Origin of the sequence: Jeongeupia chitinilytica, from assembly GCF_014652315.1 — a bacterium.
Classification (GTDB): domain Bacteria; phylum Pseudomonadota; class Gammaproteobacteria; order Burkholderiales; family Chitinibacteraceae; genus Jeongeupia; species Jeongeupia chitinilytica.
In genome coordinates this window covers 26,015-48,961 of sequence record NZ_BMYO01000008.1, presented here as the reverse complement: position 1 = coordinate 48,961, position 22,947 = coordinate 26,015, and the positions used below count along the sequence as shown (strand labels likewise).

24 protein-coding genes are annotated in these 22,947 nt (G+C 63.3%); 14 read left to right on the top strand and 10 right to left on the bottom strand.

Going from position 1 to position 22,947, the window contains the following annotated elements; all coding sequences use genetic code 11:
• The first annotated feature begins 14 nt into the window (after positions 1-14).
• The 9 genes from IE097_RS14690 to IE097_RS14650 all read left to right on the top strand — a co-directional run bounded on the left by IE097_RS14690 (position 15) and on the right by IE097_RS14650 (position 9,032).
• Positions 15-635: a UPF0149 family protein gene (locus IE097_RS14690; RefSeq protein ID WP_189461607.1), complete on the top strand. Its 621-nt coding sequence runs from the start codon at positions 15-17 to the stop codon at positions 633-635.
• 1 nt (position 636) lies between these two features.
• On the top strand, positions 637-1,059 hold the full coding sequence (locus IE097_RS14685) for an EamA family transporter (RefSeq protein ID WP_189461606.1): 423 nt from the start codon (positions 637-639) through the stop codon (positions 1,057-1,059).
• A gap of 25 nt (positions 1,060-1,084) precedes the next feature.
• Positions 1,085-2,101 (top strand): PhoH family protein, encoded by a 1,017-nt coding sequence (locus IE097_RS14680; protein ID WP_189461605.1) that lies wholly within the window; start codon positions 1,085-1,087, stop codon positions 2,099-2,101.
• 41 nt (positions 2,102-2,142) lie between these two features.
• Positions 2,143-2,922, top strand: coding sequence for a hypothetical protein (locus IE097_RS14675; RefSeq protein ID WP_189461604.1), 780 nt, complete (start codon positions 2,143-2,145; stop codon positions 2,920-2,922).
• Positions 2,923-2,954: 32 nt separating this feature from the next.
• Entirely contained in the window at positions 2,955-3,428 is a 474-nt protein-coding gene (gene ybeY, locus IE097_RS14670) for an rRNA maturation RNase YbeY (RefSeq protein ID WP_189461603.1), read from the top strand.
• A gap of 8 nt (positions 3,429-3,436) precedes the next feature.
• The gene (locus IE097_RS14665; protein WP_189461602.1) at positions 3,437-4,294 is read left to right on the top strand and encodes a CorC family transporter; all 858 of its coding nucleotides are present in this window, start codon (positions 3,437-3,439) and stop codon (positions 4,292-4,294) included.
• The gene (gene lnt / locus IE097_RS14660) at positions 4,294-5,778 is read left to right on the top strand and encodes an apolipoprotein N-acyltransferase (RefSeq protein WP_229797606.1); all 1,485 of its coding nucleotides are present in this window, start codon (positions 4,294-4,296) and stop codon (positions 5,776-5,778) included. Before IE097_RS14665 ends, lnt begins: the two co-directional genes overlap by 1 nt.
• 361 nt (positions 5,779-6,139) lie before the next feature.
• Complete coding sequence (locus IE097_RS14655) at positions 6,140-7,477, top strand: sigma-54 dependent transcriptional regulator (protein WP_189461601.1); 1,338 nt, start codon at positions 6,140-6,142, stop codon at positions 7,475-7,477.
• Between the two features lie 73 nt (positions 7,478-7,550).
• Positions 7,551-9,032 (top strand): hypothetical protein, encoded by a 1,482-nt coding sequence (locus IE097_RS14650; RefSeq protein WP_189461600.1) that lies wholly within the window; start codon positions 7,551-7,553, stop codon positions 9,030-9,032.
• A 66-nt stretch (positions 9,033-9,098) separates the two neighbouring features.
• Here IE097_RS14650 and IE097_RS14645 read toward each other — a convergent pair whose 3' ends face one another.
• From IE097_RS14645 to IE097_RS14605, 9 genes are all read right to left on the bottom strand, one after another.
• Positions 9,099-9,782: a hypothetical protein gene (locus IE097_RS14645; protein ID WP_189461599.1), complete on the bottom strand. Its 684-nt coding sequence runs from the start codon at positions 9,780-9,782 to the stop codon at positions 9,099-9,101.
• 156 nt (positions 9,783-9,938) lie between these two features.
• Positions 9,939-10,640: a C39 family peptidase gene (locus tag IE097_RS14640; protein WP_189461598.1), complete on the bottom strand. Its 702-nt coding sequence runs from the start codon at positions 10,638-10,640 to the stop codon at positions 9,939-9,941.
• A 44-nt stretch (positions 10,641-10,684) separates the two neighbouring features.
• Positions 10,685-11,068 (bottom strand): carbon storage regulator, encoded by a 384-nt coding sequence (locus IE097_RS14635; RefSeq protein ID WP_189461597.1) that lies wholly within the window; start codon positions 11,066-11,068, stop codon positions 10,685-10,687.
• A gap of 89 nt (positions 11,069-11,157) precedes the next feature.
• Complete coding sequence (locus IE097_RS14630; RefSeq protein ID WP_189461596.1) at positions 11,158-11,439, bottom strand: hypothetical protein; 282 nt, start codon at positions 11,437-11,439, stop codon at positions 11,158-11,160.
• Positions 11,440-11,585: 146 nt separating this feature from the next.
• Complete coding sequence (locus tag IE097_RS14625) at positions 11,586-12,380, bottom strand: hypothetical protein (RefSeq protein WP_189461595.1); 795 nt, start codon at positions 12,378-12,380, stop codon at positions 11,586-11,588.
• A gap of 400 nt (positions 12,381-12,780) precedes the next feature.
• Positions 12,781-13,341, bottom strand: a complete 561-nt coding sequence (locus IE097_RS14620) for an RDD family protein (RefSeq protein ID WP_189461594.1) — start codon at positions 13,339-13,341, stop codon at positions 12,781-12,783.
• Between the two features lies 1 nt (position 13,342).
• The gene (locus IE097_RS14615; protein WP_189461593.1) at positions 13,343-13,729 is read right to left on the bottom strand and encodes a DUF3106 domain-containing protein; all 387 of its coding nucleotides are present in this window, start codon (positions 13,727-13,729) and stop codon (positions 13,343-13,345) included.
• A complete protein-coding gene (locus IE097_RS14610) occupies positions 13,708-14,079 on the bottom strand; it encodes a DUF3619 family protein (protein WP_189461592.1) in 372 nt (123 codons plus the stop codon). Before IE097_RS14610 ends, IE097_RS14615 begins: the two co-directional genes overlap by 22 nt.
• A 15-nt stretch (positions 14,080-14,094) precedes the next feature.
• Positions 14,095-14,664, bottom strand: a complete 570-nt coding sequence (locus IE097_RS14605; protein WP_189461797.1) for an RNA polymerase sigma factor — start codon at positions 14,662-14,664, stop codon at positions 14,095-14,097.
• Between the two features lie 425 nt (positions 14,665-15,089).
• Between IE097_RS14605 and ilvB the strand changes: the two genes are divergently transcribed.
• From ilvB to ilvC, 3 genes are all read left to right on the top strand, one after another.
• Positions 15,090-16,856: a biosynthetic-type acetolactate synthase large subunit gene (gene ilvB / locus IE097_RS14600; protein WP_189461591.1), complete on the top strand. Its 1,767-nt coding sequence runs from the start codon at positions 15,090-15,092 to the stop codon at positions 16,854-16,856.
• A 12-nt stretch (positions 16,857-16,868) separates the two neighbouring features.
• Complete coding sequence (gene ilvN / locus IE097_RS14595) at positions 16,869-17,360, top strand: acetolactate synthase small subunit (protein ID WP_189461590.1); 492 nt, start codon at positions 16,869-16,871, stop codon at positions 17,358-17,360.
• 80 nt (positions 17,361-17,440) lie between these two features.
• Positions 17,441-18,457 carry a ketol-acid reductoisomerase gene (gene ilvC / locus IE097_RS14590; RefSeq protein WP_189461796.1) on the top strand — a complete coding sequence of 339 codons (1,017 nt, stop codon included), beginning with the start codon at positions 17,441-17,443 and terminating at the stop codon, positions 18,455-18,457.
• A gap of 89 nt (positions 18,458-18,546) precedes the next feature.
• Here ilvC and IE097_RS14585 read toward each other — a convergent pair whose 3' ends face one another.
• The gene (locus tag IE097_RS14585) at positions 18,547-19,509 is read right to left on the bottom strand and encodes a hypothetical protein (RefSeq protein WP_189461589.1); all 963 of its coding nucleotides are present in this window, start codon (positions 19,507-19,509) and stop codon (positions 18,547-18,549) included.
• A gap of 501 nt (positions 19,510-20,010) precedes the next feature.
• Here IE097_RS14585 and bcaP point away from each other — a divergent pair.
• Positions 20,011-21,408: a branched-chain amino acid transporter BcaP gene (bcaP, locus tag IE097_RS14580; protein WP_189461588.1), complete on the top strand. Its 1,398-nt coding sequence runs from the start codon at positions 20,011-20,013 to the stop codon at positions 21,406-21,408.
• 209 nt (positions 21,409-21,617) lie between these two features.
• A complete protein-coding gene (locus IE097_RS14575; RefSeq protein ID WP_189461587.1) occupies positions 21,618-22,934 on the top strand; it encodes a transporter in 1,317 nt (438 codons plus the stop codon).
• Positions 22,935-22,947: the final 13 nt, after the last annotated feature.

Here is a 22,947-nt window from a genome sequence, read left to right as displayed (position 1 = left end):
AGCACTGCATCCGCATGAAATTCAAACCCGAACCGCCACTGTCCGACGCCGAACTCGACGAACTCGCGGCCTTTCTCGAGTCCGATGCCACCGGTGACGAGTGCATGGACCTGTCGATGCTGCACGGCTTCCTCACCGCCATCCGCGTCGGCCCGCGCGAACCCGAACCGGCTGCATGGCTGGCACAGGTCTGGGGCGAACAGGGACAGACGCCGAAGTTCGCATCGGCGGCACAACAGACCCGCATCGAGGACCTGATCCTGCGTTACTACAACCAGCTCGGCGACGAACTGGTCGGCGACATGCCGGCGTTCACACCGCTGGTCTACGTCGACGAGGAGACCGGCACCGACATCGTCCAGCAGTGGTGCTACGGTTTCATGCTCGGTACGGCCATGGCGCCCGAGGCGTGGCAACCGGCAATGGACGACGACGAAATCGCCCAGTTGCTGGCGCCGATCTTCGACTGTGCCGACGACGAAGCGCGCGAGGCGATGACGGCCGATGGCGACAACCTCGCCGAATTCGAACACGAGCTGGCCGCGGCGCTGCCGGACATCATTCCGGTGCTGCGCGCATTCTGGCTGGCTCGGCTCGAGGCCGCGGCGCCGCGCAGCGGCCACCGCCGCCACTGACATGCCGGGCTGGATCGGCTATGCGCTCGGTTCGGCCCTGTTCGCCGGCGTGGTCGCCGTGTCGGCCAAGGCCGGACTGGCACGCGTCAGCGGTGATCTGGCACTGGCAGTCCGGACTGCGGTGATCTTCGGTCTGGTGGCCGTCCACGCCACCACCTTCGGCTACTGGCGCGAAGCCGGACGGCTGTCCGGACGCGACTGGGCACTGCTGCTGTTTTCCGGGGCCGCGACCATGGCGTCGTGGCTGTGTTACTACCGTGCGGTCAAGCTCGGCCCGGTGTCCGGTGTCGCGCTGGTCGACAAATCCAGCGTGCTGATCACGCTGCTGCTGGCCTTCACCCTGCTCGGCGAGCCGCTGACGTGGCGCATTGCGCTGGGCGCCACGCTGATGATCGCCGGCTTTCTCGTCCTGACGCTCAAGTAGCGCCATCCAGCCTTCAGGAACCGCTTTGCATACCGACAAGATTTCCTTCCAGCCCGTCGACAACGCCCGCCTCGCCAACCTGTGCGGCGTGCTCGACGAGAACCTCAAGCAGATCGAAACCGCGCTCGACGTCAACATCGTCCGCCGCGACGCGCACTTCCGTGTCTCGGGCGAAGCACCGCAGGTGCGGACCGCGCTCGACGCGCTCGAATACTTCTACTTTCAGGCCACCGAAGCGCTGGACATCGACACGGTCCAGCTCGGCCTGATCGAAATGAGCCGCACGCCGGCCGACTTCCCGGCCGGCCCGGACGCGCCGCAACTGAAAACCCGCCGCGCCGACCTCAAGGGACGCACGCCGGGGCAAAACCTGTATCTGAAGGCAATTCAGGAGCACGACATCACCTTCGGCATCGGCCCTGCCGGCACCGGCAAGACCTATCTGGCGGTCGCCAGCGCCGTCGACGCGCTCGAACGCGATGCGGTCAAACGGCTGGTGCTGGTGCGTCCGGCCGTCGAAGCCGGCGAGAAGCTCGGCTTCCTGCCCGGCGATCTGGTGCAGAAGGTCGACCCCTATCTGCGGCCGCTGTACGACGCGCTGTACGACCTGATGGGCTTCGACAAGGTGACGCGGATGTTCGAAAAGGGCGTGATCGAGATCGCCCCGCTGGCCTTCATGCGCGGCCGCACGCTGAACCACTCGTTCGTGATCCTCGACGAAGCGCAGAACAGCTCGCCCGAGCAGATGAAGATGTTCCTGACCCGGATCGGCTTCGGCTCCAAGGCTGTGATCACCGGCGACCCGACCCAGACCGACCTGCCGAAGAACCAGAAGTCCGGTCTCGTCGACGCGCAGGACGTACTCAAGGGCGTACGCGGCATCGGCATCCACCACTTCACCAGCGCCGACGTCGTCCGCCATCCGCTGGTGCAAAAGATCGTCGATGCCTACGAGCGTGCCGCCAAGCAGCGCGAACAGGAAGCCGCGCAGAAGAAGGCCGAACGGGAAGCCGCTGCACGAAATAACGGCGTACAAGGGTGATCAGACCGGCCCTGAACCGTCGGGGCACACTGGCATTCCTGATGCTGGCGGCACTGGGTCTCGCACCGGTGTACGCGACGCCCTATGCCGGTGAAACGGTTGCGGTTCCGCATGCATTGCCGCTCGGGCAACATCTCCCCGACGACGCCATCGCTGCCGCGTCGGTTGCAGCCACCGGCTGTCGTCGCGTCAGCCTCAACGGCTACCCGACGCCACCATGCCTGTACGCCTACACCGCCGATCAGTCCCTGTACATGTGGTTCAATCCGGGGCAGACCAGCGAACACCGCCTGGCAATCACCTCCTGGTATGGTGAAAACCGGCTCGGCCCGCTTCGATTGTTCGCCGATCGTGCCGCCCAACTGAGCCTGACGACCACGGGAGTCCGGGGTACCGGCGTCCAACAGCGCCTGTGGCTGGTTTTCGACGCGAACGCGGGTCAGTGCAGGCCATTGCTGCTGGAAACGCTGTCTGCTCACCAGTGGGTCATGGCCGATGCCGATTACGAACTCCACGTTCTGCCCCACCTGCATCCGGGTCGAATCCCCCGCATCGAGATCGGCTATCAGCTGCATCGCGTACCGGTGGACGGCAAGCGCCGCAGCGTCATCAACCGCTGGCGCGACACCTTGGTGTGGACGCCCTCCCAACAGCGTTTTGCACTGGCCAGCCGCCACGGCCACCCCTACCTGCCTGCCACGGCCGAAATCGATGCCACACGTGCCCGGATCGGACCGCTTTCTTGTGATGACTTCGGCGTAAATGGCAAAGCCTGGGAAGCAACACCGATCATGGGTGTGCTTGACGGACTGCTTCCCTGAACTTCCACCCACTCTGACACTCGGAATCTGATATGAGCCGACGCCTGAAACTGGCGCTGCAAGTCGCTACCGACGCCACCGGCCTGCCCGGCAAGGCGCAACTGAAAACCTGGATCGAGGCCGCACTGCGCCCCGGCGTGAAGACGGCCGAAGTCACCGTGCGCGTTGTCGATACCGACGAGGGTCAGCAACTGAACCGCGACTACCGCGGCAAGGACTACGCGACCAATGTGCTGACCTTCACCTTCGACGACGACATGCCGGTGATCGAGGGCATGCCGCTGCTGGGCGATCTGGTGCTGTGCGCACCGGTCGTCGAGCGCGAGGCGCAGGAACAGGGAAAACCGCTCGAAGCGCACTATTGTCACCTGATCGTTCATGGCGCGTTGCATCTGCAGGGATACGACCACATCGACGAGACCGAGGCCGACGAAATGGAGGCGCTTGAAACGCAAATCGTCACAACGCTCGGGTATGATGACCCGTATCGTACCGACACGGAGTAGCAGCAAACATGGACGACCCCTCGTCCCCCAGTCACAAACCAAGCTGGCTGGAACGACTGACGCATTTCCTGCTGCGGGAACCTGAGAACCGCGGCGAACTCGTAGAAATTCTCCATTCGGCCTTCGAGCGCCACCTGCTCGACGCCGATGCACTCGGCATGATCGAAGGCGTGCTCAACGTCGGCGACATGCAGGTCCGCGACGTGATGGTGCCGCGCAGCCAGATGGACGTGATCGACATCAGCCAGCCGCCGGCCGCCTTCATCCCCTTCGTCATCGACACCGCGCACTCGCGCTTTCCGGTCATCGACGGCAACAAGGACCACGTCCTCGGCATCCTGCTCGCCAAGGATCTGCTGCGCTACTACGCCAGTGACGAGGACTTCGACGTCCGCGACATGCTGCGCCCTGCGGTGTTCATTCCCGAGGCCAAGCGGTTGAACGTGCTGCTCAAGGATTTCCGCAACAACCGCAACCACATGGCCATCGTGGTCGACGAATACGGCGGCGTCGCCGGTCTCGTGACGATCGAGGACGTGATGGAGCAGATCGTCGGCGATATTGAGGACGAATACGATTACGACGAAACCGAGGACAACATCGTCGTCGACCGTCGTGGCTACTGGCGCGTCAAGGGACTGACCGAGATCGCCGACCTCAACGACGAAATCGGCAGCCGTTTCTCCGATGCCGAATTCGATACCGTCGCCGGACTCGTTACCCAGCATTTCGGCCATGTCCCCAAGCGGGGTGAAGTCGTCGAGTTCGATGGCTTCCGTTTCCAGATCGTCCGCGCCGACAGCCGTCGCGTGCACTCGGTGCTGATCGAGAAGCGTCCGTTGCCGATCGAAGAAGATACCCGCTGATGCAAAAACCTGCCGGTCTGGTACTGCTGGCCGCCTTCGGGGCGGCCAGCGTGTTTTCGTTCGCACCGCTCTACCTCGGCGCGCTGATGCCACTGTCGCTGGCCGGCTGGCTCTGGGGCATCAGCCGTACGCGGACGGCGCGCGGTGCCCTGCTGGCCGGCTACGCCTGGGGACTCGGCTACTTTGTCGCCAACGTCTACTGGATCTACATCAGCCTGCACACTTTTGGCGGGATGCCGGGCTGGATGGCGGCAGGCTGCGTCGTGCTGTTCGGCGCCTATCTGGCGCTGTTTCCGGCGCTGGCTGCCTATCTGGGGCGGCGCCTGCCCTGTCCCGAACCGCTCCGTCTGCCGCTGTTGTTGCCGACATTGTTCTGCGCCACCGAATGGCTGCGCGGCACGCTGTTCACCGGCTTCCCGTGGGCCGAGATCGGCACGTCGCAGATTCCGGCGTGGCCGCTGGCCGGCTATGCACCGGTGCTGGGAAGCTATGGTGTCGGCTGGCTACTACAGGCCGGTACCGGCCTGCTGCTGGCGCAATGGCGTGCTCCGCTTCGTTGGGCAGCCGTGACGGCGCTCTGGCTGGCCGGCTGGGGACTGCTGCACGTCGAATGGACCACACCGGTCGGCCGGCCGGTCAACGTGAGCCTGGCGCAAAGCAATATCGCGCAGGACATGAAGTGGGACGCCGCGCATTACGTCGACAACCTTCGCGTCAACCTCCAGCAGGTCCAGCGGGCCAAGGGCGACATCATCGTGCTGCCCGAAACAGCGATTCCGGCCTTTCTGAGCGACGTACCGCCGTGGTACCTCGACACCCTGCGCAGTGCAGCCGGGCGCCGGGCGCTGGTGCTTGGCGTGCCGCTGCAGGGCAAGGCCGCCAACGAGTACTACAACGGCGCGATGGTGCTCACCGATCCGGGCCAGCCGGTTTACAAAAAACAGCACCTGGTGCCTTTCGGCGAGTTCGTTCCCGTGCCCTGGCTGTTCGGCTGGATGTACCGCTTCCTCGACATGCCGCTGTCGGGCTTCTCACGCGGCGCGGTCAAGCAGGCACCATTCGTCATCGGACCGACCCGCCTCGCGGCCAACATCTGCTACGAGGACGTCTTCGGAAGCGAAATCGCCCAAGCCCTGCCTGAAGCAACGATGCTGGTGAACTTCAGCAATCTGGCCTGGTTCGACGGCTCATGGGCCGCCGAACAGCAGTTGCAGATGTCCCAGGCACGCGCGCTGGAAACCGGCCGCTACATGCTGCGTTCGACCAACACCGGCGCCACCGCCATCGTCGATGCCCAAGGCCGGGTTCAGGCGAGGCTGCCGCAACGACAGCGCGCCATTCTGGAAGGACAAGCAGTCAACCGGACCGGACTGACGCCTTACGGTCGCTGGCAGAACACACCGATTCTGCTGATCTGGCTGCTGGTGACGTTGTCCTTGGTGTGCGCAGGAATTCGCCGCCAACACCCATCGAAATCTTTCTAGATAAGAAAGTATATTGCTTACCCGTTTGGCGTAATTTTTTTAGCCACCCCGCCGGCCTCCATCCGGGTTTTTTCGCAAACCACCAGACACACGGCAAGGCGGCCACACCCCCGCCTGCCGCTCGTCGCTCAGCCGGCAGAATCCAACGGCGCGTCCGGCTATTTCCTTGATTTAACAGGGTTGCTCACCCATTCTTGGGTACATCCAGTTAGCAATAAGCACCTGGAGTCGCATCGCAGTCCAGGCCGGCAATGACGGTGCATCGCCACACCGTGATTGCGGCATGCCAGCATGTCTCACCCCGCGAGGGCGATGAATAGCTTACATACTGCGTATGAAATCCGGGACAAGGGAGATCACGGTGAACTCGCGTGCCCTGCTGCTTTACAGCAGCGAGCCGGAACGCACTAGTCCGGCGCCGCTGCCCGACCTCATCCCCGGCTGGCAGTGGTCCATTGCAACGACCCCGGCCTGCGCCCACCAGCAGATCCACAACCACAATGTCCGGGTCGGCGTGATTCATCTGCCCCCCAGCCTCCCGGTCGCCTTCGACCAGCTTGAAACACTCACCGCCAGCCATCCGCAGATCGAATGGATCGTTGCCGCGTCCCCGGACGTGCTGAGCGAGACCGACGTCGGTCGCTTCATCGCCAGCACCTGCTTCGACTATCACACGCTGCCGGCCGATCCGGACCGGCTTGCAGTCACCCTCGGCCACGCCTGGGGGCGTGCGCAGATGCGCGAACGCTGCCGTGACACCAGCCGTCCCGGACAGTTCGGCATGGTCGGTGAGTCGGCGCCGATGCTTCGGCTGTACGGCAACCTGGAAAAAATCAGCAACAGCGATGCCCCGGTGCTGGTTCAGGGGGAAAGCGGCACCGGCAAGGAACTCGTTGCCCGGGCCATCCATCGTCATTCCTCCCGGGCGCAGCAACCCTATATTGCGGTGAACTGCGGCGCGATTCCGGTCAATCTGATCCAGTCGGAACTGTTCGGCTACGAGAAAGGCGCGTTTACCGGTGCCAACCAGCGCAAGATCGGCCTGATCGAATCGGCCAACGGCGGAACCGTCTTCCTCGACGAGATCGGCGATCTGCCGTTCGAGTCGCAGGTGATGCTGCTCCGCTTCCTTCAGGAACACTGCATCGAACGGGTGGGCGGACATACGCCGATCAACGTCGACGTCCGCGTGATCGCGGCGACGCACGTCAACCTCGAGCTGGCCGTTGCTGCGCGCAGCTTCCGTGAAGACCTGTTCTATCGTCTCAACGTCTTGCGCGTCACCGTCCCGCCGCTACGCGAGCGGCTAGAGGATGTCGACCTGTTGGCCGACTGGTGCTTCGAAGTCTTCGCCAGCGAAAAAAACGCTCACGTCCAGGGCTTCAGCCTGCGCGCCAAGCAGGCAATGTCACGCTACGGCTGGCCCGGCAACGTCCGCGAACTGATCAACCGGGTACGTCGCGCCATGGTCATGAGCGAAAGCCGGCTGATCACGGCGGAAGACCTGCTGCTCGATGCACCGAGCAGCGATACCCCCGCCAGCGCCTCGCTCGAAGAGGCGCGCGATCAGGTCGAACGCGACCTGATCGAGCATGCATTGCAGATCAACAAACAAAACATTACCGAAACCGCCCGCCAGCTCGGGCTGTCCCGCTCGACGCTCTACCGTTTGATCAACAAGCTCGAACTCAAACAGTAAGCCGGCCGGCGATGCCCCCGGGACTCGCCGGGGCAGGGTCTAGCCGCTTCGATCCTTTGGAGAGGAGAACACGATGCGTCATCGACTCAAACCCATCGCGCTGGCCGGCCTGACCGTCGGCCTGTCGCTGGCCGGGACCGGCTACGCGGCCGAGGCCACAGAGGCCGCCACACCGGATGCCACCGCCGCAGTGAGCGAAGCCGCGCCGGCCGTCGAAGCAGCGCCATCCGTTGCCGACGCGCCGCCTGCTGCACCGGTCGTCGATGCCGTACCGGTTGTCGACACCCAACCGCCGCCGGCACAGGTCGCCGAATCGGCCGTTCCGCAGCAGGTTCAGGCCGAGACCGCCGCCGAGCCCCCCCCCGCCGGCGACCCGATGCCGGCCGCCGAACCGGCCACAACCGCCGCCATCGCGCCCGAGCCGGCACCGGTGACTGAACCGGTGCCGCCGGTCCAGACCGCCGCCGAAGCCCCGGCAGTCGCGGCGACCGACACACCGGCCGAGGCACCACCGCCTGCACCGCAGGCCGCTGCCGCCGCCGAACCGCCGGTGACCAAGCCCTCGCAGCAACCGACCATGACACTGCAGGAGGCCGCGGAAATCCTCGCGCCTGGCGTACTGACGCCCAAGGGCACCTTCGTCCTGGACCCGTCGATCCAGTACTCGTACACCAACGGCAGTCGCGTGGCCCTGGTCGGCTACACGGTGATTCCTGCGGTCACGGTCGGGCTGATCGACATCCGCCAGGAAAACCGGTCCAGCTGGACCGCCGCGCTGACCGGCCGTTACGGCCTGACCAACCGGGCCGAAATCGAAGTACGCGTACCTTATGTCTATTCGTCCGACGAATCCCTCGATCGCCCCTTCCTGAGCGGATCGATCGACCCGGAAGTGTTCAACACCAAGGGCAACGGCATCAGTGACGTCGAACTGGCAATGCGTTATCAGCTCAACCAGCCGCCCGCGGGCAGCCCCTACTACGTCGCAGCGCTGCGGGCCAAGTCGGACACCGGCAAAGGCACGTTCGACGTGCCCTACGACATCAAGACCGGCCTGCCGACCGAACTGCCGACCGGTTCGGGCTTCTGGGGGCTGCAGGGCACGCTGTCGGCGATCGTACCGTCGGATCCGGCCGTGTTTTTCGGCAGCTTCAGCTACATGTGGAACATCAAGAGCAACGTCAACAAGATCATCGCCTATCGCGTGCCGGAAACCGACGGCACCGGTGCCATCCTGCCGAACCAGTTCACCATCAAGGAAGAACACATCGGCGAAGTCGACCCGGGTGATGTCTACGAGCTCGCCTTCGGCATGGGCTTCGGCATCAACGAACGAGCCTCGTTCAGCCTGGCCTACGATCACAGCTTCATCACCAAGACCAAGATCAATGGCGAGATTCCGACCGGCTCGACCAACGTGCAGGTCGGTATCCTGCAACTGGGCTGGTCGTACCGGATCAATGCCAGTACCACGGCCAACCTGACCTTGGGCGTCGGCACCACCGATTACTCACCGGACGTGCAGCTGAGCTTCCGCCTGCCGATCACCTTCTGACGCATGCCAAAGCAAAGGGGCCGGCAATCCGCCGGCCCCTTTTCATTGCAATGTCACGCCGTCCGATCAACGAATACCGCGAACCAGCCCGGTGTTCAACGATTCGAGCACCCGGTTGCCCAGCGCCTGGGTAAACGAACTGGTCGAGACGCTCACTACGGTGCTCGATTGAATCAGGCGGTTGTTCGCCGAGTTCTGGACCACCTGCACCGGCATCAGGTTGTTCGGCACGTTGATCAGCGTCACCGCAGTGGATGCCGGCGACGCAGGATTCGCGCCGACGCTGATCGCGGCACCACTGGGCAGCGGCACCACCACCTGCGCCACGCCAGCCGCCGAGGCACCCGAAGACGACGTTACCGGCAAGCCGCCGGCCGCCAGCGCGGTCGTCACCGATGCGGAAATGCCGTCCGCCGAGGGAACATTGCTCCATTTGAACGTCGTCGCAGCAAGCACCTGACCGTCGATGGAAATGGTCCGCTCGATGGCAAACGCCACCGACAGCCCGCTGCCGACGTCGGCGCCCGCACGGATTTCGGTCAGCCGGGACGGATCGATGCGGTCGGCGTCGGCCAGCACGATGCGGTCGGAATCCGCGGCCGAACCCGCAGGTACTGCGACCTCGGGTACGGCCGCGAGTGCGGTGCTGGCCGTCAGCGGCAAAGCGGCAGGATCGGGGCTCTGCAACGATGCCTGAGCGGGATCGACGCCGGCGGCAGGCACGGGTGCTTCGAGCTGCGGCAGGGCCATGGTCTGCCCGGTCTCCGGCGCGAATCCTTCGGCCCAGCCACATTGGGCTACAACGGTGAGGATGCAAAGTGTGGCGGTGCGGAGCCGGGTTGGTACATGTTTCATAAGGAGAACCCCATTGCGATGTACTGTGCCGAGGCCGCCCGACTTCGCGCGCTAGAAACGGAAGTCGTTGGGGCCTGGCAAATTCAGGCTGAAGTTCGCCAGATTGGGGTTGAACAGGCCCGTCGCTGCCGGACCCTTGGTCACTGCCCCCCAGTCGGCCACAGTGTTGAACCCTTTCTGTCCAACACTCTTGTTGTTGAGGATCAGAAACGCGATCTGTCCCCACATCTTTTCAAACGCCGGACGGGTATACGATCTCACCCCGACGGCCGGGTCACCGACGAGCACCCACTCGTCGGAAATGCCCTTGATCACCACGAAGTGCTTGTACCCCCCCAGGTCCAGCACCACGATGGCGGGAACACCGATGGCCGCAAGATCATCCAGTGACATCTTGAAGCCGTTCGCCTCGAATCCCTGGCTTTCCAGATACGCTTTCATGTCCGCCATCGAGAAGCCGTACTTCTGGATCAGCTCCTGATTGCCATGTGCGTACATCCCCTTGAACACTTGGGTCTCGTCGGTTGGAAAACCGTAGTGGTAATGCAGCAGCGTCGCCAACGCCGCCGATCCACAACTGAAGTCGTATTTCTGCCGCACCGTATTGAGAAAGGCCTTCTCCTTGAAGGTCGTCACGTTGACCTGATAGCTGTCGAACGGGCCGGCAACGACCTGCATCGGCGCCGCACAAACCGCTTGCCCGACGCCGCCAAGCGCCAGCCCGATCAAACCCGGCCAAGTCATCCACCGCATGAATGCCTCCGTCTCTCGCCGTCCCCACCGCTGACTATTGCTGCCTACTGCACCGCGACGTTCAGGATGGTCGAATTCTGGATCATCACCGAGTTGCCGGTGTTCTGGATCACCGTGCCGATCCCGTTCATCCCCGCCAGCGCACCGGCTCCGAGGGTGTTGGCGCCCGACGCCACGTTTTCCAGCGCACTGACCACACTGCCGGTCTGCGCTGCAATGTTGGCCGAAGTCATCGTTTCTTTCAGTTGCACGCCAGCGGTCCCGGCCGTGCCCTGCTGTGCGGCCAGATCGTCGACGACGGCGAAGGTCGCCGGCAGTACCAGCCTGTCCTGTGTGCCGGCCTGCAAACCGTCTTCTGGCGCAGCGGCCCAAGTGCTGCTTGCAGCCATCAGCACCCACAGTACCGCGATCGTAGTCGTTGCCTTCATCACAACCCCCGTGCTGCAAGGACTGCCACCCGAAGTGGTCGGCCCCGTTGTCCCGTTACAACCTCAGTACCCGCACATCCGCGGCGTGCCTAACGCGTCTGCAGCTGAATCTGGAGATTGGCGCCGACACTGATCTGTTGCTGGATCAGCGCGTTGTTGCCGGTGTTGGCCGACACCACGCCCAGACCGTTTATGTTGATGCCGCTGATGTCGGTATTGCCCGAGGTCATGACCGGAATGGCCAGTTGCGGCCCTGCGGCGACACCATTCGACGCGCTGACCGTCCCCAGCTGATTGACGTTGATCGAATTCGTATCGATATCGATCCGGTTGTTTTCCACTTTGGCCACCGGCGATTCGGCCATTGCCATGGCAGACACCAAGGCCAAGCAAAGTGCAAAGCTGCGCATTGAATCCTCCTGCCGGTCGGCAATCGCGCTGCGGCCATTGCCTTCGAGGTCAACCGGCCAGGGCCATCCGGCCCCGGCCGTACGCATGTCAACTCAAGCCATTGCCCTTACGGCAGGATGCTGGCGTTGATTTGCACGTTGTTTTGTTGCTGTTGCAGCGAACCGAGGCCGGCGTTGTTTTGCAGTGCGCCAACACCGTTCACCGAAACGCCCTGCAGGTTGGCTGCACCCGAGGTCAGCGACACGACCGACAGGCCGGCACCGGCACCACCTTCAGCATTGCTGCCAGCGCCACCGCCGACACCAGCGCCACCACCTGCGCCCAAGCCGAGCAGCGCGCCAAGGCCAACACCAACACCGGTACCGTTACCGCCGCCGGCGCCGCTGCCTGCATCCCCGCCACCGCTCTTGTTGCTCGAGCCCATGACCGGGAAGGCCAGTGCTGCGCCGTACTGGTCTGCTTCGATCTTGTTCTTGTTGATCGAAGTGGTGATGGTGGTTGTGGTGGTGTTGAACGAATCGATCGTCTTGTTGGACGTATTGCCGACATCCTTCCAAGACGCTGCCGTACCGCCAGTCGTCGCCGACACGCTACCAAAAGCGGCGGCGCTGTTGGCCGAGTTGTCGCTGTTGGTCTTCGTCTTCACGTCGATGTCGGTATCGTTCTTCGTGTAGTTCTTGGTGTACGACTTGGTTTCGTTGTCGCTGTTGGTCTTGGTGATCGTGGTGGTCTTGGTCTTGTCGTGCGAATCGTTCGACACGGCAACGCTGCCATCATCCGCAGCAGCACTGTGCGCAAACGGTACTTGCGCCGTATTGTTCGAATTGTCGTTCAGGAAAGCCCATGCGCCGGAAGCACCGAAGGCCATCGTCAGTCCAGCGATGATTGCTAGCTTTTTCATCACATTATCTCCTCAGACACGTGATCCCTTACGGGAAGAGTGCGCCCGATCCGTCGGGCACAGTCTTGACATTGCAACAGCCATGCCAGAGGCAGGAATTAATCACAACAACATGAATAAAAAGGACTTTTTTATTTGACGGCGAAGATTCGAACCGAAAGTCCGCGAATGGGGCTGTTTCAATTGTGAAACAGCACGGACCAGTGCCCAGCCGCCATCCCGCGGAAAAACTCAGTCGCAGCCTTGCGTTGCGACTGATCCGAAGAGGCCGGTTAAAAATGTTTCATTGTTGATACACGCCGGAACGGCGGAACAACGGGGCACATGCTGACGTCGACCGCGGCTGTTGTTGCCGACGGACGGCGTCCGGACCGGGGTACAACCAGGGCCCTGAATCGGATCAGCGCTTGACCGCGTGGCCGCGTGGCGGTGTCCGGACGATGCGGGTACCGGCAACACGGTCCTGCAGCAGCAGCCCCTCGCGGTCGAACCATGCCCAGACAAACGGCGCCATCAGCCAGGCGCAACTCGTCCACGCCCAAGGCAACCAGGCACGATCGTGCCAGGCCAGCGCCCAGAGCGGTGCGCACGGCAGATAGCAGATGGCGGCGGCAACAAACCGCACCACCAGCGCAGGCCAGGCCGGCCGGCCGCCGGCGAGACCGTCGAGGCGCAAACGCCAGGTCTTCATCGCCAGCGTCTGCCCCCCCCGCCGCCAGCACAGCGTGAAGTAGCCGAAAACGGCAATCACCAGCACCGCGAAGTTCAATGCCCGCAAGCCCGCACTGGCCGACACGGCAGTCACCGCAGCACCGGTCAGCAGCTGGAAACCCAGCTGATACAGGACCTGGACCAGCAGCACCACCGGAATCAGCAGCAGCAGCTCATACCACCAGGCAAAGCAGCGCCGCCACCAGCCAGCCAGCGGTGGCCTATCGATCTGCAAATCAGGTGCGTTCAAATCAGTGTCCACGTCGGTGAGCCGCCGGCGCCGATGCCGTGGCACTGGCCGCATGGCGGGCCTGCGCCAGCCGCTGACGTTCGGCCGGGGGCAGCGATTGCCATTTGCGATAGTTGTCGCGCGCCCTGGCACGCTGTTCCGGCGTCAGTTGGGCCCATTCACTCAGACGGGCGCGCAGGCGGGCCTGCTGCTCGGGCGGCATGGTCGGATACTGTTCGGCCAGCTTGGCCAGACGGTCACGCCGGTGCGCCGGCATGCTTGACCACTCCTGGGCATACGGTGCCAGCAGCGCCTGCGACTGCGGCGGCAGACTCTGCCAACTCGACGCAGCCCAGGCGGGCAATGCACTCAGCAACAGCAGCAGACTCAGCGTGATTCGGCGTGCCATGTATCGAAATTTCCGTTGACGAGCACATCCAGCGGGATGTCGTCGGTCAGCATTTGTTTGTCGAACGCGAACTCGGCTTCGCGCTGATGCCAGAACCAGCCGGAGCCGGCCATCAGTACGACCCCCAGGGCGGCGGCCGCAATCAGCGTCCGGGCATGGCCGTGTTCGGCCAGCCAGGTTCCGGCCGAGGTGATCCAGCCACGCAGCGTGCCGTGATGCGCATGCGCCAGCGCATTGCGACGGGCTTCGGCAAGGCGTTGCGTCGCCTTCGGTGACAACGGTGCGTCGGCAAGCCGGCGCAGCAGTTGCACCTTGCGTTCCGGGTCGGAGGGGGGAGTCGTTGCGGTCATGGGTTCACCCTCGAATCAATCGGCCTGCCAGTGCACGCCGTGCTGGCCCAGCCAGGCGGCCAGCGCATGCGTGGCGCGCGAACAATGGGTCTTGACGCTGCCATCGGAACAGCCCATCACGGCGGCGGTTTCGGCAACGTCGAACTCCTCCCAGTAACGCAGCAGAAACGCCTCGCGTTGACGTGGCGGCAGGCGCGTCAATCCTTCCTCGATCAAGGCCATTACCCGTGCCTGATCGTGGATCGCTTCGGGACTGGGCGATACCGGCTGGTTCGGCAGCCAGTCGAGCGGATCGCTGGCATCGGCATCGGCGTCATCGGGCTGGAAGCTCGACAGCAACACCGTCCACCAGCTGCGGGTCTTCTGCCGCCGGTAATGGTCACGGATCGCGTTCTGGAGGATGCGCTGGAACAGCAGCGGCAGTTCGGCCGCGGGCTTGCCGGCATAGCGCTCGGCCAGCCGCAGCATCGCGTCCTGCACCAGATCGAGCGCGACGTCCTCGTTCTGCGTCGCGAACATCGCCTGCCTGAATGCGCGTTTTTCGACCTCGGCCAGGAAGGCGGCGAGTTCAGCCTGCGTCGCCAGAGCCTTCTCCTCGGAACCGGGTTGAAACCAGCGGCGATGCTAGCAAAGCACCGTTGACGAAGCCAGAAAAACTTGCCAAGGGCAGATCGATCCGCTAACGTCACACGTTCACCCAATCCAGATCAGCGTCGGTCGCCGAAGCGGCAATCGACGCACCGAATGGCACCGCCCGCGCAACACACCGCAGTCGTCCCCAACTCGGGCCACAAGCCCGATCCAAGGCGGCCCGCCCGGTAAAAGAACTCGGATTTGCGGCATGGCCGATTGTCCCGGACCTCGGAGCGACGCACTACCGCGCGCCGCACCAGCGCCGTCAGCATGCCCGCTGACGACTCACCTGGCCCGAAGACTAAGCGTGTCGACAAGTTCAACCCTGGATGGCAGGAGCTATCTAAAACATTTCACTTCGTTGTGAGGGTGATCCCATGGAAATCTCAGGCGCTGAGATCGTCACCCGCTGTCTGCAGGAAGAAGGCGTTGAATTCGTCTTCGGCTACCCGGGCGGCGCGGTTCTGGAAATCTACGACGCAATCTTCAAGCAAGATCAATTCAAGCACGTGCTCGTCCGGCACGAGCAGGCCGCGGTGCATGCCGCCGACGCCTACTCGCGTTCGAGCAACAAGGTCGGTGTGGCGCTCGTCACCTCCGGCCCCGGTGCCACCAACGCCATCACCGGCATCGCCACCGCCTACATGGACTCGATCCCGATGGTCGTCCTGTCGGGTCAGGTCGGCACGCCGGTGATCGGTTCGGACGCGTTCCAGGAAGTCGACATGGTCGGCTGCTCGCGTCCGATCGTGAAACACAACTTCCTCGTGAAGGACGTGCGCGACCTCGCCGCCACCTTCAAGAAGGCGTTCTACATTGCCGCCACCGGTCGCCCCGGTCCGGTCGTCATCGACATCCCCAAGGATGTGACGATGACCAAGTGCGTGTTCGAATACCCGAAATCGGTGTCGATCCGCAGCTACAACCCGCCGACCAAGGGTCATCCGGGCCAGATCAAGAAAGCCGCGCAGCTCTTGAGCGAGGCCAAGCGCCCGTTCATCTACGTCGGCGGTGGTGCAGTCCAGGGCGGCGCCGGTGACCTCGTCACCGAGCTCGTCAAGCACCTGAACGTGCCGTGTACCAATACATTGATGGGCCTCGGTGCGCTCGACGGGACCGATCCGAACTTCGTCGGCATGCTCGGCATGCACGGCACCTACGAAGCCAACCTGGCGATGCAGTACTGCGACGTGCTGATCGCGATCGGCGCGCGCTTCGACGACCGCGTCATCTCGGTGCCGAGCCAGTTCCTGTCGAACCCGAAGAAGATCGTCCACATCGACGTCGATCCGAGTTCGATCGCCAAGCGCGTCAAGGTCGACGTGCCCATCGTCGGTGACGTCAGGCACGTGCTGACCGACCTGATCGCAGTGCTGAAGGAAACCGGCCTCAAGCCGAATCCCGATGCGCTCGGCCAGTGGTGGAAGCAGATCGACGAATGGCGCAAGCCGAACTGCCTGCTGTACACGCCGTCGACCGAGGTCATCAAGCCGCAGCACGTGATCGAGACGCTGTGGAAGGTCACCAACGGCGAAGCCATCGTCACGTCCGACGTCGGCCAGCACCAGATGTGGGCGGCGCAGTACTACAAGTTCCGTCGCCCCAAGCAGTGGATCAACTCCGGTGGCCTCGGCACCATGGGCTTCGGCCTGCCGGCCGCCATGGGCGCGCAGCTCGCCAACCCGGATGCGCAGGTGGCCTGCGTGACCGGCGAAGGCTCGATCCAGATGAACATCCAGGAGCTGTCGACCTGCAAGCAGTACCACACCCCGGTGAAGGTGCTGAGCCTGAACAACCGCTACCTCGGCATGGTCCGGCAGTGGCAGGAGTTCTTCTACGGCACGCGCTACTCCGAGTCGTACATGGATGCGCTGCCCGACTTCGTGAAGATCGCCGAGGCCTACGGTCACGTCGGCTTCAAGGTCGAGAACCCGGCCGACGTCGAGCCGGTGCTGAAGGAAGCCTTCGGCCCGTCGCTGAAGGAACGGCTGGTGTTCATCGACTTCCGTACCGACCAGACCGAGAACGTGTTCCCGATGATCCAGAACGGCAAGGGCCTGAACCAGATGGACCTGCCGGCCCACATGCGCGGCATGCAGCAGGTGCCGTTCGACAACAACCGTGACTACGGCAATCTCGCTTAAGGAGGAACGAACATGCGACACATTCTTTCCATCCTGATCGAGAACGAAGCCGGCGCGCTGTCGCGCGTCACCGGGCTGTTTTCGGCACGCGGCTACAACATCGACTCGCTGACGGTGCAAACCACCGAAGACGCGACGCTCTCACGCATGACGATCGTCACCCACGGTTCGGACGACGTGATCGAGCAGATCACCAAACAGCTCAACAAGCTGATCGAGGTGGTCAAGGTGATCGACCTGAACGAGGCCGAGCACATCGAGCGCGAGCTGATGCTGATCAAGGTGCGCGCCACCGGCAAGGACCGCGACGAGATGAAGCGGATGGCGGAAATCTTCCGCGGCCGCATCATCGACGTGACCGAAAAGAGCTACACGATCGAACTGACCGGTGCCGGCGACAAGCTCGACGCCTTCATCAAGGCGATCGACCCGGCAGTGATCCTTGAAACCGTCCGTACCGGAGCCTCGGGCATCGGCCGCGGCGAGCGCATCCTGCGCGTCTGAAACCATTTGCGTGAGGCGTGCGGGCCGGACGATCCGCCTGGCGCCTCGCCCCCAATCTCACAGGAGTGAATCTCATGGCACTGAACGTTTTTTACGACAAAGATTGTGACATCTCGATCATCCGCGGCAAGAAAGTCGCGATCATCGGCTACGGCTCGCAAGGCCACGCCCATGCCTGCAACCTGAAGGATTCGGGCGTGGACGTCACCGTCGGCCTGCGCGCCGGTTCGGCGACCGTGAAGAAAGCCGAAGCCCACGGCCTGAAGGTCACCGACGTGAAGACCGCCGTTGCCGGCGCCGACGTGGTCATGATCCTGACCCCGGACGAATTCCAGTCGCAGCTGTACAAGAACGAGATCGAGCCGAACATCAAGCAGGGCGCCACGCTGGCGTTCGCACACGGCTTCGCGATCCATTACAACCAGGTCGTGCCGCGCAAGGATCTGGACGTGATCATGGTCGCGCCGAAGGCCCCGGGCCACACCGTGCGCTCCGAGTTCGTCCGTGGCGGCGGCGTGCCCGACCTGATCGCGATCTTCCAGGATGCATCGGGCAAGGCCAAGCAGACCGCCCTGTCGTACGCTTCGGGCGTCGGCGGCGGCCGTACCGGCATCATCGAAACCACCTTCAAGGACGAAACCGAAACCGACCTGTTCGGCGAACAGGCCGTGCTGTGCGGTGGCGCCGTCGAGCTGGTGAAGATGGGTTACGAAACCCTGGTCGAAGCGGGCTACGAGCCGGAAATGGCCTACTTCGAGTGCCTGCACGAGCTGAAGCTGATCGTCGACCTGATGTTCGAAGGCGGCATCGCCAACATGAACTACTCGATCTCCAACAATGCCGAATACGGTGAATACGTGACCGGCCCGAAGGTGATCAACGAGGAATCGCGCAAGGCCATGCGCCAGGCGCTGAAGAACATCCAGACCGGCGAATACGCCAAGCAGTTCATTCTGGAAGGCCAGACCAACTACGCATCGATGACCGCAGCCCGTCGCAACAACGCGGCACACGGCATCGAAGTCGTCGGCGCCAAGCTGCGCGCGATGATGCCGTGGATCCAGGCCAACAAGATCGTCGACCAGTCGAAGAACTGATCCGGATTCGACGCATCACCCGAAACGGCCAGCCTTCGCTGGCCGTTTTTTTCGCTGTGCAACCGGTCAGGGCCCGTCGGTCCTGCCGGCTAGTCCGCGCCGTTAAACAGCCCCGAAATCGACGCGGGCATCCTGAGCTTGAAGCTGTGCGGGTCAAACCTGACCAGCCCGACAACGGTGCGTCTGGCCCCCGATTCTTCGACCTCGGCCTGTGCAACCAGCGCATCGACGAGGCTGCCTGGCTGCGGCTTGAGCGTGTAACTCACCGTCTTGCGCTCGCACGGCGTTGCCGGCTCCGGCGCTTCGTCCGGTTCATTGGCCGCAACCACCATACTTGCACCCGCCTCCGTTTCCGGCGTCACCGGCCGGGAGGCCTCCGGCAAGGACTGCTTGCAGATGCCCGAGTTGTCGAAACGGAGCGGCAAGGCCCCGGAATATACAATCCGCTCGCGCTTTGCATCGAGTACGAACAGGTCCCGCGACGACAGCTGGGCCGATTCCTCGGAGCCTTCGCCGTAGTCATAGTCCAGTTGCCAGCCGTACAGCCCCTTGCCGGGACGGAAAAGGCTCACCTCCACGCGTTGCACCGGCAACGGATTCCTGATGCTGCCGCTCGTACTCCAGTACTGGAGCGTTTCCGCGTTCTTGCCACGCATGTCGACCACGAAGTAGCGGTACTGGATGGTGCCCAGAAGCTCGACATCGTCGCCAAGCACCTGCCCGGCGACGCCCAGCAACAGGCGTGGCGTGCCGTCGAGGTCGACCTGCGTTTCACTGAGTACATGCATCACAAAGGTCGCCCGCTCGTCGCGATAGAGCCACCCTTCGTTTTCGTCGGAATACGCACCGTATTCGTTCTGCATCACCGCAGCGACGGCGTCGCGGGCGTTCCGGTCGGGCTGGCTGCGATATACCGCGACGCCCAGCAGGATCACGCCCAGCACGGCAACCGCAGCGCCGGTCAGACCCCATTTGAGTGCGCGCCATCGCCGCTGGCGTCGCGGGGTGGACGCTTGTGCGGCGGGGTCGGGCTGCTTGCCGGAATTTTCCATGACATCCATCGCGAAAACAGGGTCCGCAATTCTACCAACATCACAGATTACTTACAAAAAACAACAGCTGGCACAAAGAAATTCAGGACAGACATCGTGCGCGCCGGCACTGCCGGCGCTTTGGGCCACGACTCCCCGATACTGCAAGCAATTGCATCGGTGACGGGCACCTGCCCTTGAAAACCTTCATCTGAAAGCCCCCGCCCGGATGAGGACAGATCTGCGATCAACGGCTTTCTCCTGGCTGCACCGGTCTTTCTCCGACGCTGACCAGTACAGTTAGACCGACAAACGGGCATAACACCCTCGGGAAATCACCAATGTCCGCGCTTACGGCGCAGGCATAGAGTCCGCCGATCCGTCCTCCGACCGACCTCGCAGCGCCTGCCTATCCGGCCGCGTATTGCGCCACGGTCCAGCTGACCCTACCGGGTTTCTGCCAAGTGTTCCCGTCCACCGGGCCACGGCCCGCAGCCGTCGCCCTTGCAGAAGTCGCCCGTCATGAGTCTTTTCCGTACCAAAAACATCGATGCGCTGATCGCATCCACCGCCAACAGTGCCGGCGGCCTCAAGCGCGTGCTCGGTCCCGTCGACCTTGTCCTCATGGGCATCGGCGCCATCATCGGCACCGGCATCTTCGTCCTCACCGGCACCGGTGCACTGACCGCCGGCCCGGCACTGACACTGTCCTTCGTCGTCGCGGCCATGGCCTGCGGCTTTGCCGCGCTGTGCTATGCCGAATTCGCCTCGGCGATTCCGGTGTCGGGCTCGGTCTACACCTATTCCTACGCCACGCTCGGTGAAATCGTCGCCTGGATGATCGGCTGGGACCTGATGCTCGAGTACGGCCTGGCCGCGTCGGCGGTCTCGGTCGGCTGGTCCGGCTACTTCCAGTCGCTGATCGGCGGCTTCGGCATTCACCTGCCGACGCTGCTGACCGCCGCACCGGGCGCCGTACCCGGCGAAACCACACTGTTCAACCTGCCGGCCTTCGTCATCATGCTGGCGATCACCGCCTTACTGTCGATCGGCGTGCAGGGCTTTGCCAAGCTGAACAACCTGATGGTGGCGATCAAGGTCGGCATCGTGCTGCTGTTCATCGTCGTCGGTGCCGGTTACGTCAAACCGGCCAACTGGGCACCGTTCATGCCGTTCGGTTTCTCCGGCGTCTTCAGCGCAGCGGCGCTGGTGTTCTTCGCCTTCATCGGCTTCGACGCGGTCACCTCGGCAGCCGAGGAAGTGAAGAACCCGAAACGCGACCTGCCGATCGGCATCATCGGCTCGCTGGCGGTCTGCACCATCCTGTACGTGGTCGTCTCGGCCATCATGACCGGCATCGTGCCGTATCCGAAGTTCGCCGGGATCGACCACCCGGTCTCGCTGGCGCTGCAGTACGCCGGCCAGAACTGGGTTGCCGGCTTTATCGACCTCGGCGCCATCCTCGGGATGACCACGGTGATTCTGGTGATGGCTTACGGCCAGAGCCGCGTAATCTTTGCGATGAGCCGCGACGGTCTGCTGCCACCGGTGCTGTCGAAGGTCCACCCGCGCTTTTCGACACCGTTCGTCACCACCTGGCTGATCGGTATCGTGTTTTCGCTGTTTGCCGCACTGGTCCCGCTGAACGTGCTGGCGGAGCTGATCAACATCGGCACGCTGGCGGCCTTCACGCTGATTTCGGTGGCGGTGCTGGTGCTGCGCAAGACCAAGCCGGATCTGCATCGCGCTTTCAGGTGCCCGGGCGTCCCGGGCGTACCGCTGCTGGCCGTCGGTTTCTGCGTGTTCCTGATGCTCAACCTGCAATCCATCACCTGGATGGCGTTCGGCATCTGGTTGAGCATCGGTTTCGTCGTCTACTTCGCCTACGCCCGGAAACGCTCGTTGCTGCATCCGCGCTGAACCGGTTCGCACCTGTCAACAGCCACCCAATGGGTGGCTGTTTTACATTCACGGAAAGTAACGCTGGTTTTTATCCTGAGAAAGAACTGCTATAGAGAGAAGAAAGGGACCAGCCAATTTCACGCAACCATAGCGTGATCCATCAGCCACCTGCACCGGTGTTGGTGATCCACGTGTCCCTCGGTCGCCCCCCTCGCTCAGGAACGCTTATGGACCAACGTATCTGCACCGTCCCGCTCACGGTCATGGCGCTGTCGTGTCATGTTGCAATGGCGGCGCCCACGGCAAGCCAGCAATCCCAGATCGAACAACTGAAAAAGGCCAACAAGGCCCAGGCCGACAAGCTTTCCTCCCTGGAAAAGCAGATTGCCTCGCTGCAGAAAATGGTCGGCGATTTGAACGACAAACTGACGGGCACCGTTGCCGCTGCGCCGGCAGTCAAACCCGCTGCCGCCGGTACCGCCGCCCCCGCAGTCGCTGCGGCCACCACGACCGCCGCCGTTGCACCGCCCCGACCGGTGCTGCCGCCCCTTCCGCCAGCGCCCGACTCCAAGACATCCGGCGATGCACCGAAAAGCGTCGAAGACATCTACCAGACCGCCAGCGGCTTCAACTCGAGCAGCCGCTACTCCATCGAAACCGGTCTGACCTACAGCCACTACGACACCCGCGAACTCAAACTCAACGGGTTCCTGGCGCTGGATTCGATCTTCCTCGGCAACATCAACCTCGATCGCACCAAGCAGGACACCTACACGCTGGACGTGACCGGCCGCTACTCCCCCTCCCCGCGCTGGCAGTTCGAGCTCAGTGCACCGCTGGTGGCACGGAATGCCGACTACTTTTCCGGTGGTGCCGGTGGCGCCGGCACCTCGGTCTCCGAAGGCAACGTCTCGCGCTCGCCGCGGCTGGGCGACGTCAGCTTCGGCGTCGCCTACAAGCTGATGCAGGAAACCCTCGACTGGCCGGACACGACCGTCAGCCTCAACGTCCGCGCACCGACCGGCAAATCACCGTACGGGATCAAGCTCAAGGAAGTGGAGAACAGCAACGGCAACCTGATGATTCCGACCGAGCTGCCAACCGGCAACGGTGCCTGGGGAACGACGGCAGGCATCGCCGTGGTCAAGACCGTCGACCCCGCGGTGATCTTCGCCAACTTCGGCTACACCTACTACTTCAAGAACAGCTACGACGACATCAGCTCCAACGTCGACACGACCCAGCCGGGCGAAGTCCAGCAGGGCAGCAGCTTCCAGTTTGGCGCCGGCACCGCTTTTGCGCTGAATGAAAAACTCAGCCTCGGGCTGTCGTACTCGCAGCAACTGGTCAGCAAGAGCCGCGTCCGCTCCCAGGGCGGTCCCTGGAGCGAAGTCACCGGCAGCGATGCCAACGTCGCCAACTTCAACGTCGGCATGACCTACGCGGTGAACAAGAACCTGTCGATCATTCCCAACCTCGCCATCGGCCTGACGCCTGAGGCGGCCAACTACGCCGTTTCGGTCAAGATGCCGTACAACTTCTGACGCTCGGCCTGCG

Bases quoted from the DNA above. Each gene is read 5' to 3' on its own strand.
- IE097_RS14690 (WP_189461607.1), top strand. From the start codon at position 15: ATGAAATTCAAACCCGAACCGCCACTGTCCGACGCCGAACTCGACGAA.
- IE097_RS14575 (WP_189461587.1), top strand. From the start codon at position 21,618: ATGGACCAACGTATCTGCACCGTCCCGCTCACGGTCATGGCGCTGTCG.
- ilvN (WP_189461590.1), top strand. From the start codon at position 16,869: ATGCGACACATTCTTTCCATCCTGATCGAGAACGAAGCCGGCGCGCTG.
- IE097_RS14650 (WP_189461600.1), top strand. From the start codon at position 7,551: ATGCGTCATCGACTCAAACCCATCGCGCTGGCCGGCCTGACCGTCGGC.
- IE097_RS14625 (WP_189461595.1), bottom strand. From the start codon at position 12,380: ATGAAAAAGCTAGCAATCATCGCTGGACTGACGATGGCCTTCGGTGCT.
- bcaP (WP_189461588.1), top strand. From the start codon at position 20,011: ATGAGTCTTTTCCGTACCAAAAACATCGATGCGCTGATCGCATCCACC.
- IE097_RS14675 (WP_189461604.1), top strand. From the start codon at position 2,143: ATGCTGGCGGCACTGGGTCTCGCACCGGTGTACGCGACGCCCTATGCC.
- IE097_RS14635 (WP_189461597.1), bottom strand. From the start codon at position 11,068: ATGAAGGCAACGACTACGATCGCGGTACTGTGGGTGCTGATGGCTGCA.
- IE097_RS14645 (WP_189461599.1), bottom strand. From the start codon at position 9,782: ATGGCCCTGCCGCAGCTCGAAGCACCCGTGCCTGCCGCCGGCGTCGAT.
- IE097_RS14640 (WP_189461598.1), bottom strand. From the start codon at position 10,640: ATGCGGTGGATGACTTGGCCGGGTTTGATCGGGCTGGCGCTTGGCGGC.
- IE097_RS14585 (WP_189461589.1), bottom strand. From the start codon at position 19,509: ATGGAAAATTCCGGCAAGCAGCCCGACCCCGCCGCACAAGCGTCCACC.
- IE097_RS14665 (WP_189461602.1), top strand. From the start codon at position 3,437: ATGGACGACCCCTCGTCCCCCAGTCACAAACCAAGCTGGCTGGAACGA.
- IE097_RS14685 (WP_189461606.1), top strand. From the start codon at position 637: ATGCCGGGCTGGATCGGCTATGCGCTCGGTTCGGCCCTGTTCGCCGGC.
- ilvB (WP_189461591.1), top strand. From the start codon at position 15,090: ATGGAAATCTCAGGCGCTGAGATCGTCACCCGCTGTCTGCAGGAAGAA.
- lnt (WP_229797606.1), top strand. From the start codon at position 4,294: ATGCAAAAACCTGCCGGTCTGGTACTGCTGGCCGCCTTCGGGGCGGCC.
- ybeY (WP_189461603.1), top strand. From the start codon at position 2,955: ATGAGCCGACGCCTGAAACTGGCGCTGCAAGTCGCTACCGACGCCACC.
- IE097_RS14615 (WP_189461593.1), bottom strand. From the start codon at position 13,729: ATGGCACGCCGAATCACGCTGAGTCTGCTGCTGTTGCTGAGTGCATTG.
- IE097_RS14610 (WP_189461592.1), bottom strand. From the start codon at position 14,079: ATGACCGCAACGACTCCCCCCTCCGACCCGGAACGCAAGGTGCAACTG.
- IE097_RS14630 (WP_189461596.1), bottom strand. From the start codon at position 11,439: ATGGCAATGGCCGAATCGCCGGTGGCCAAAGTGGAAAACAACCGGATC.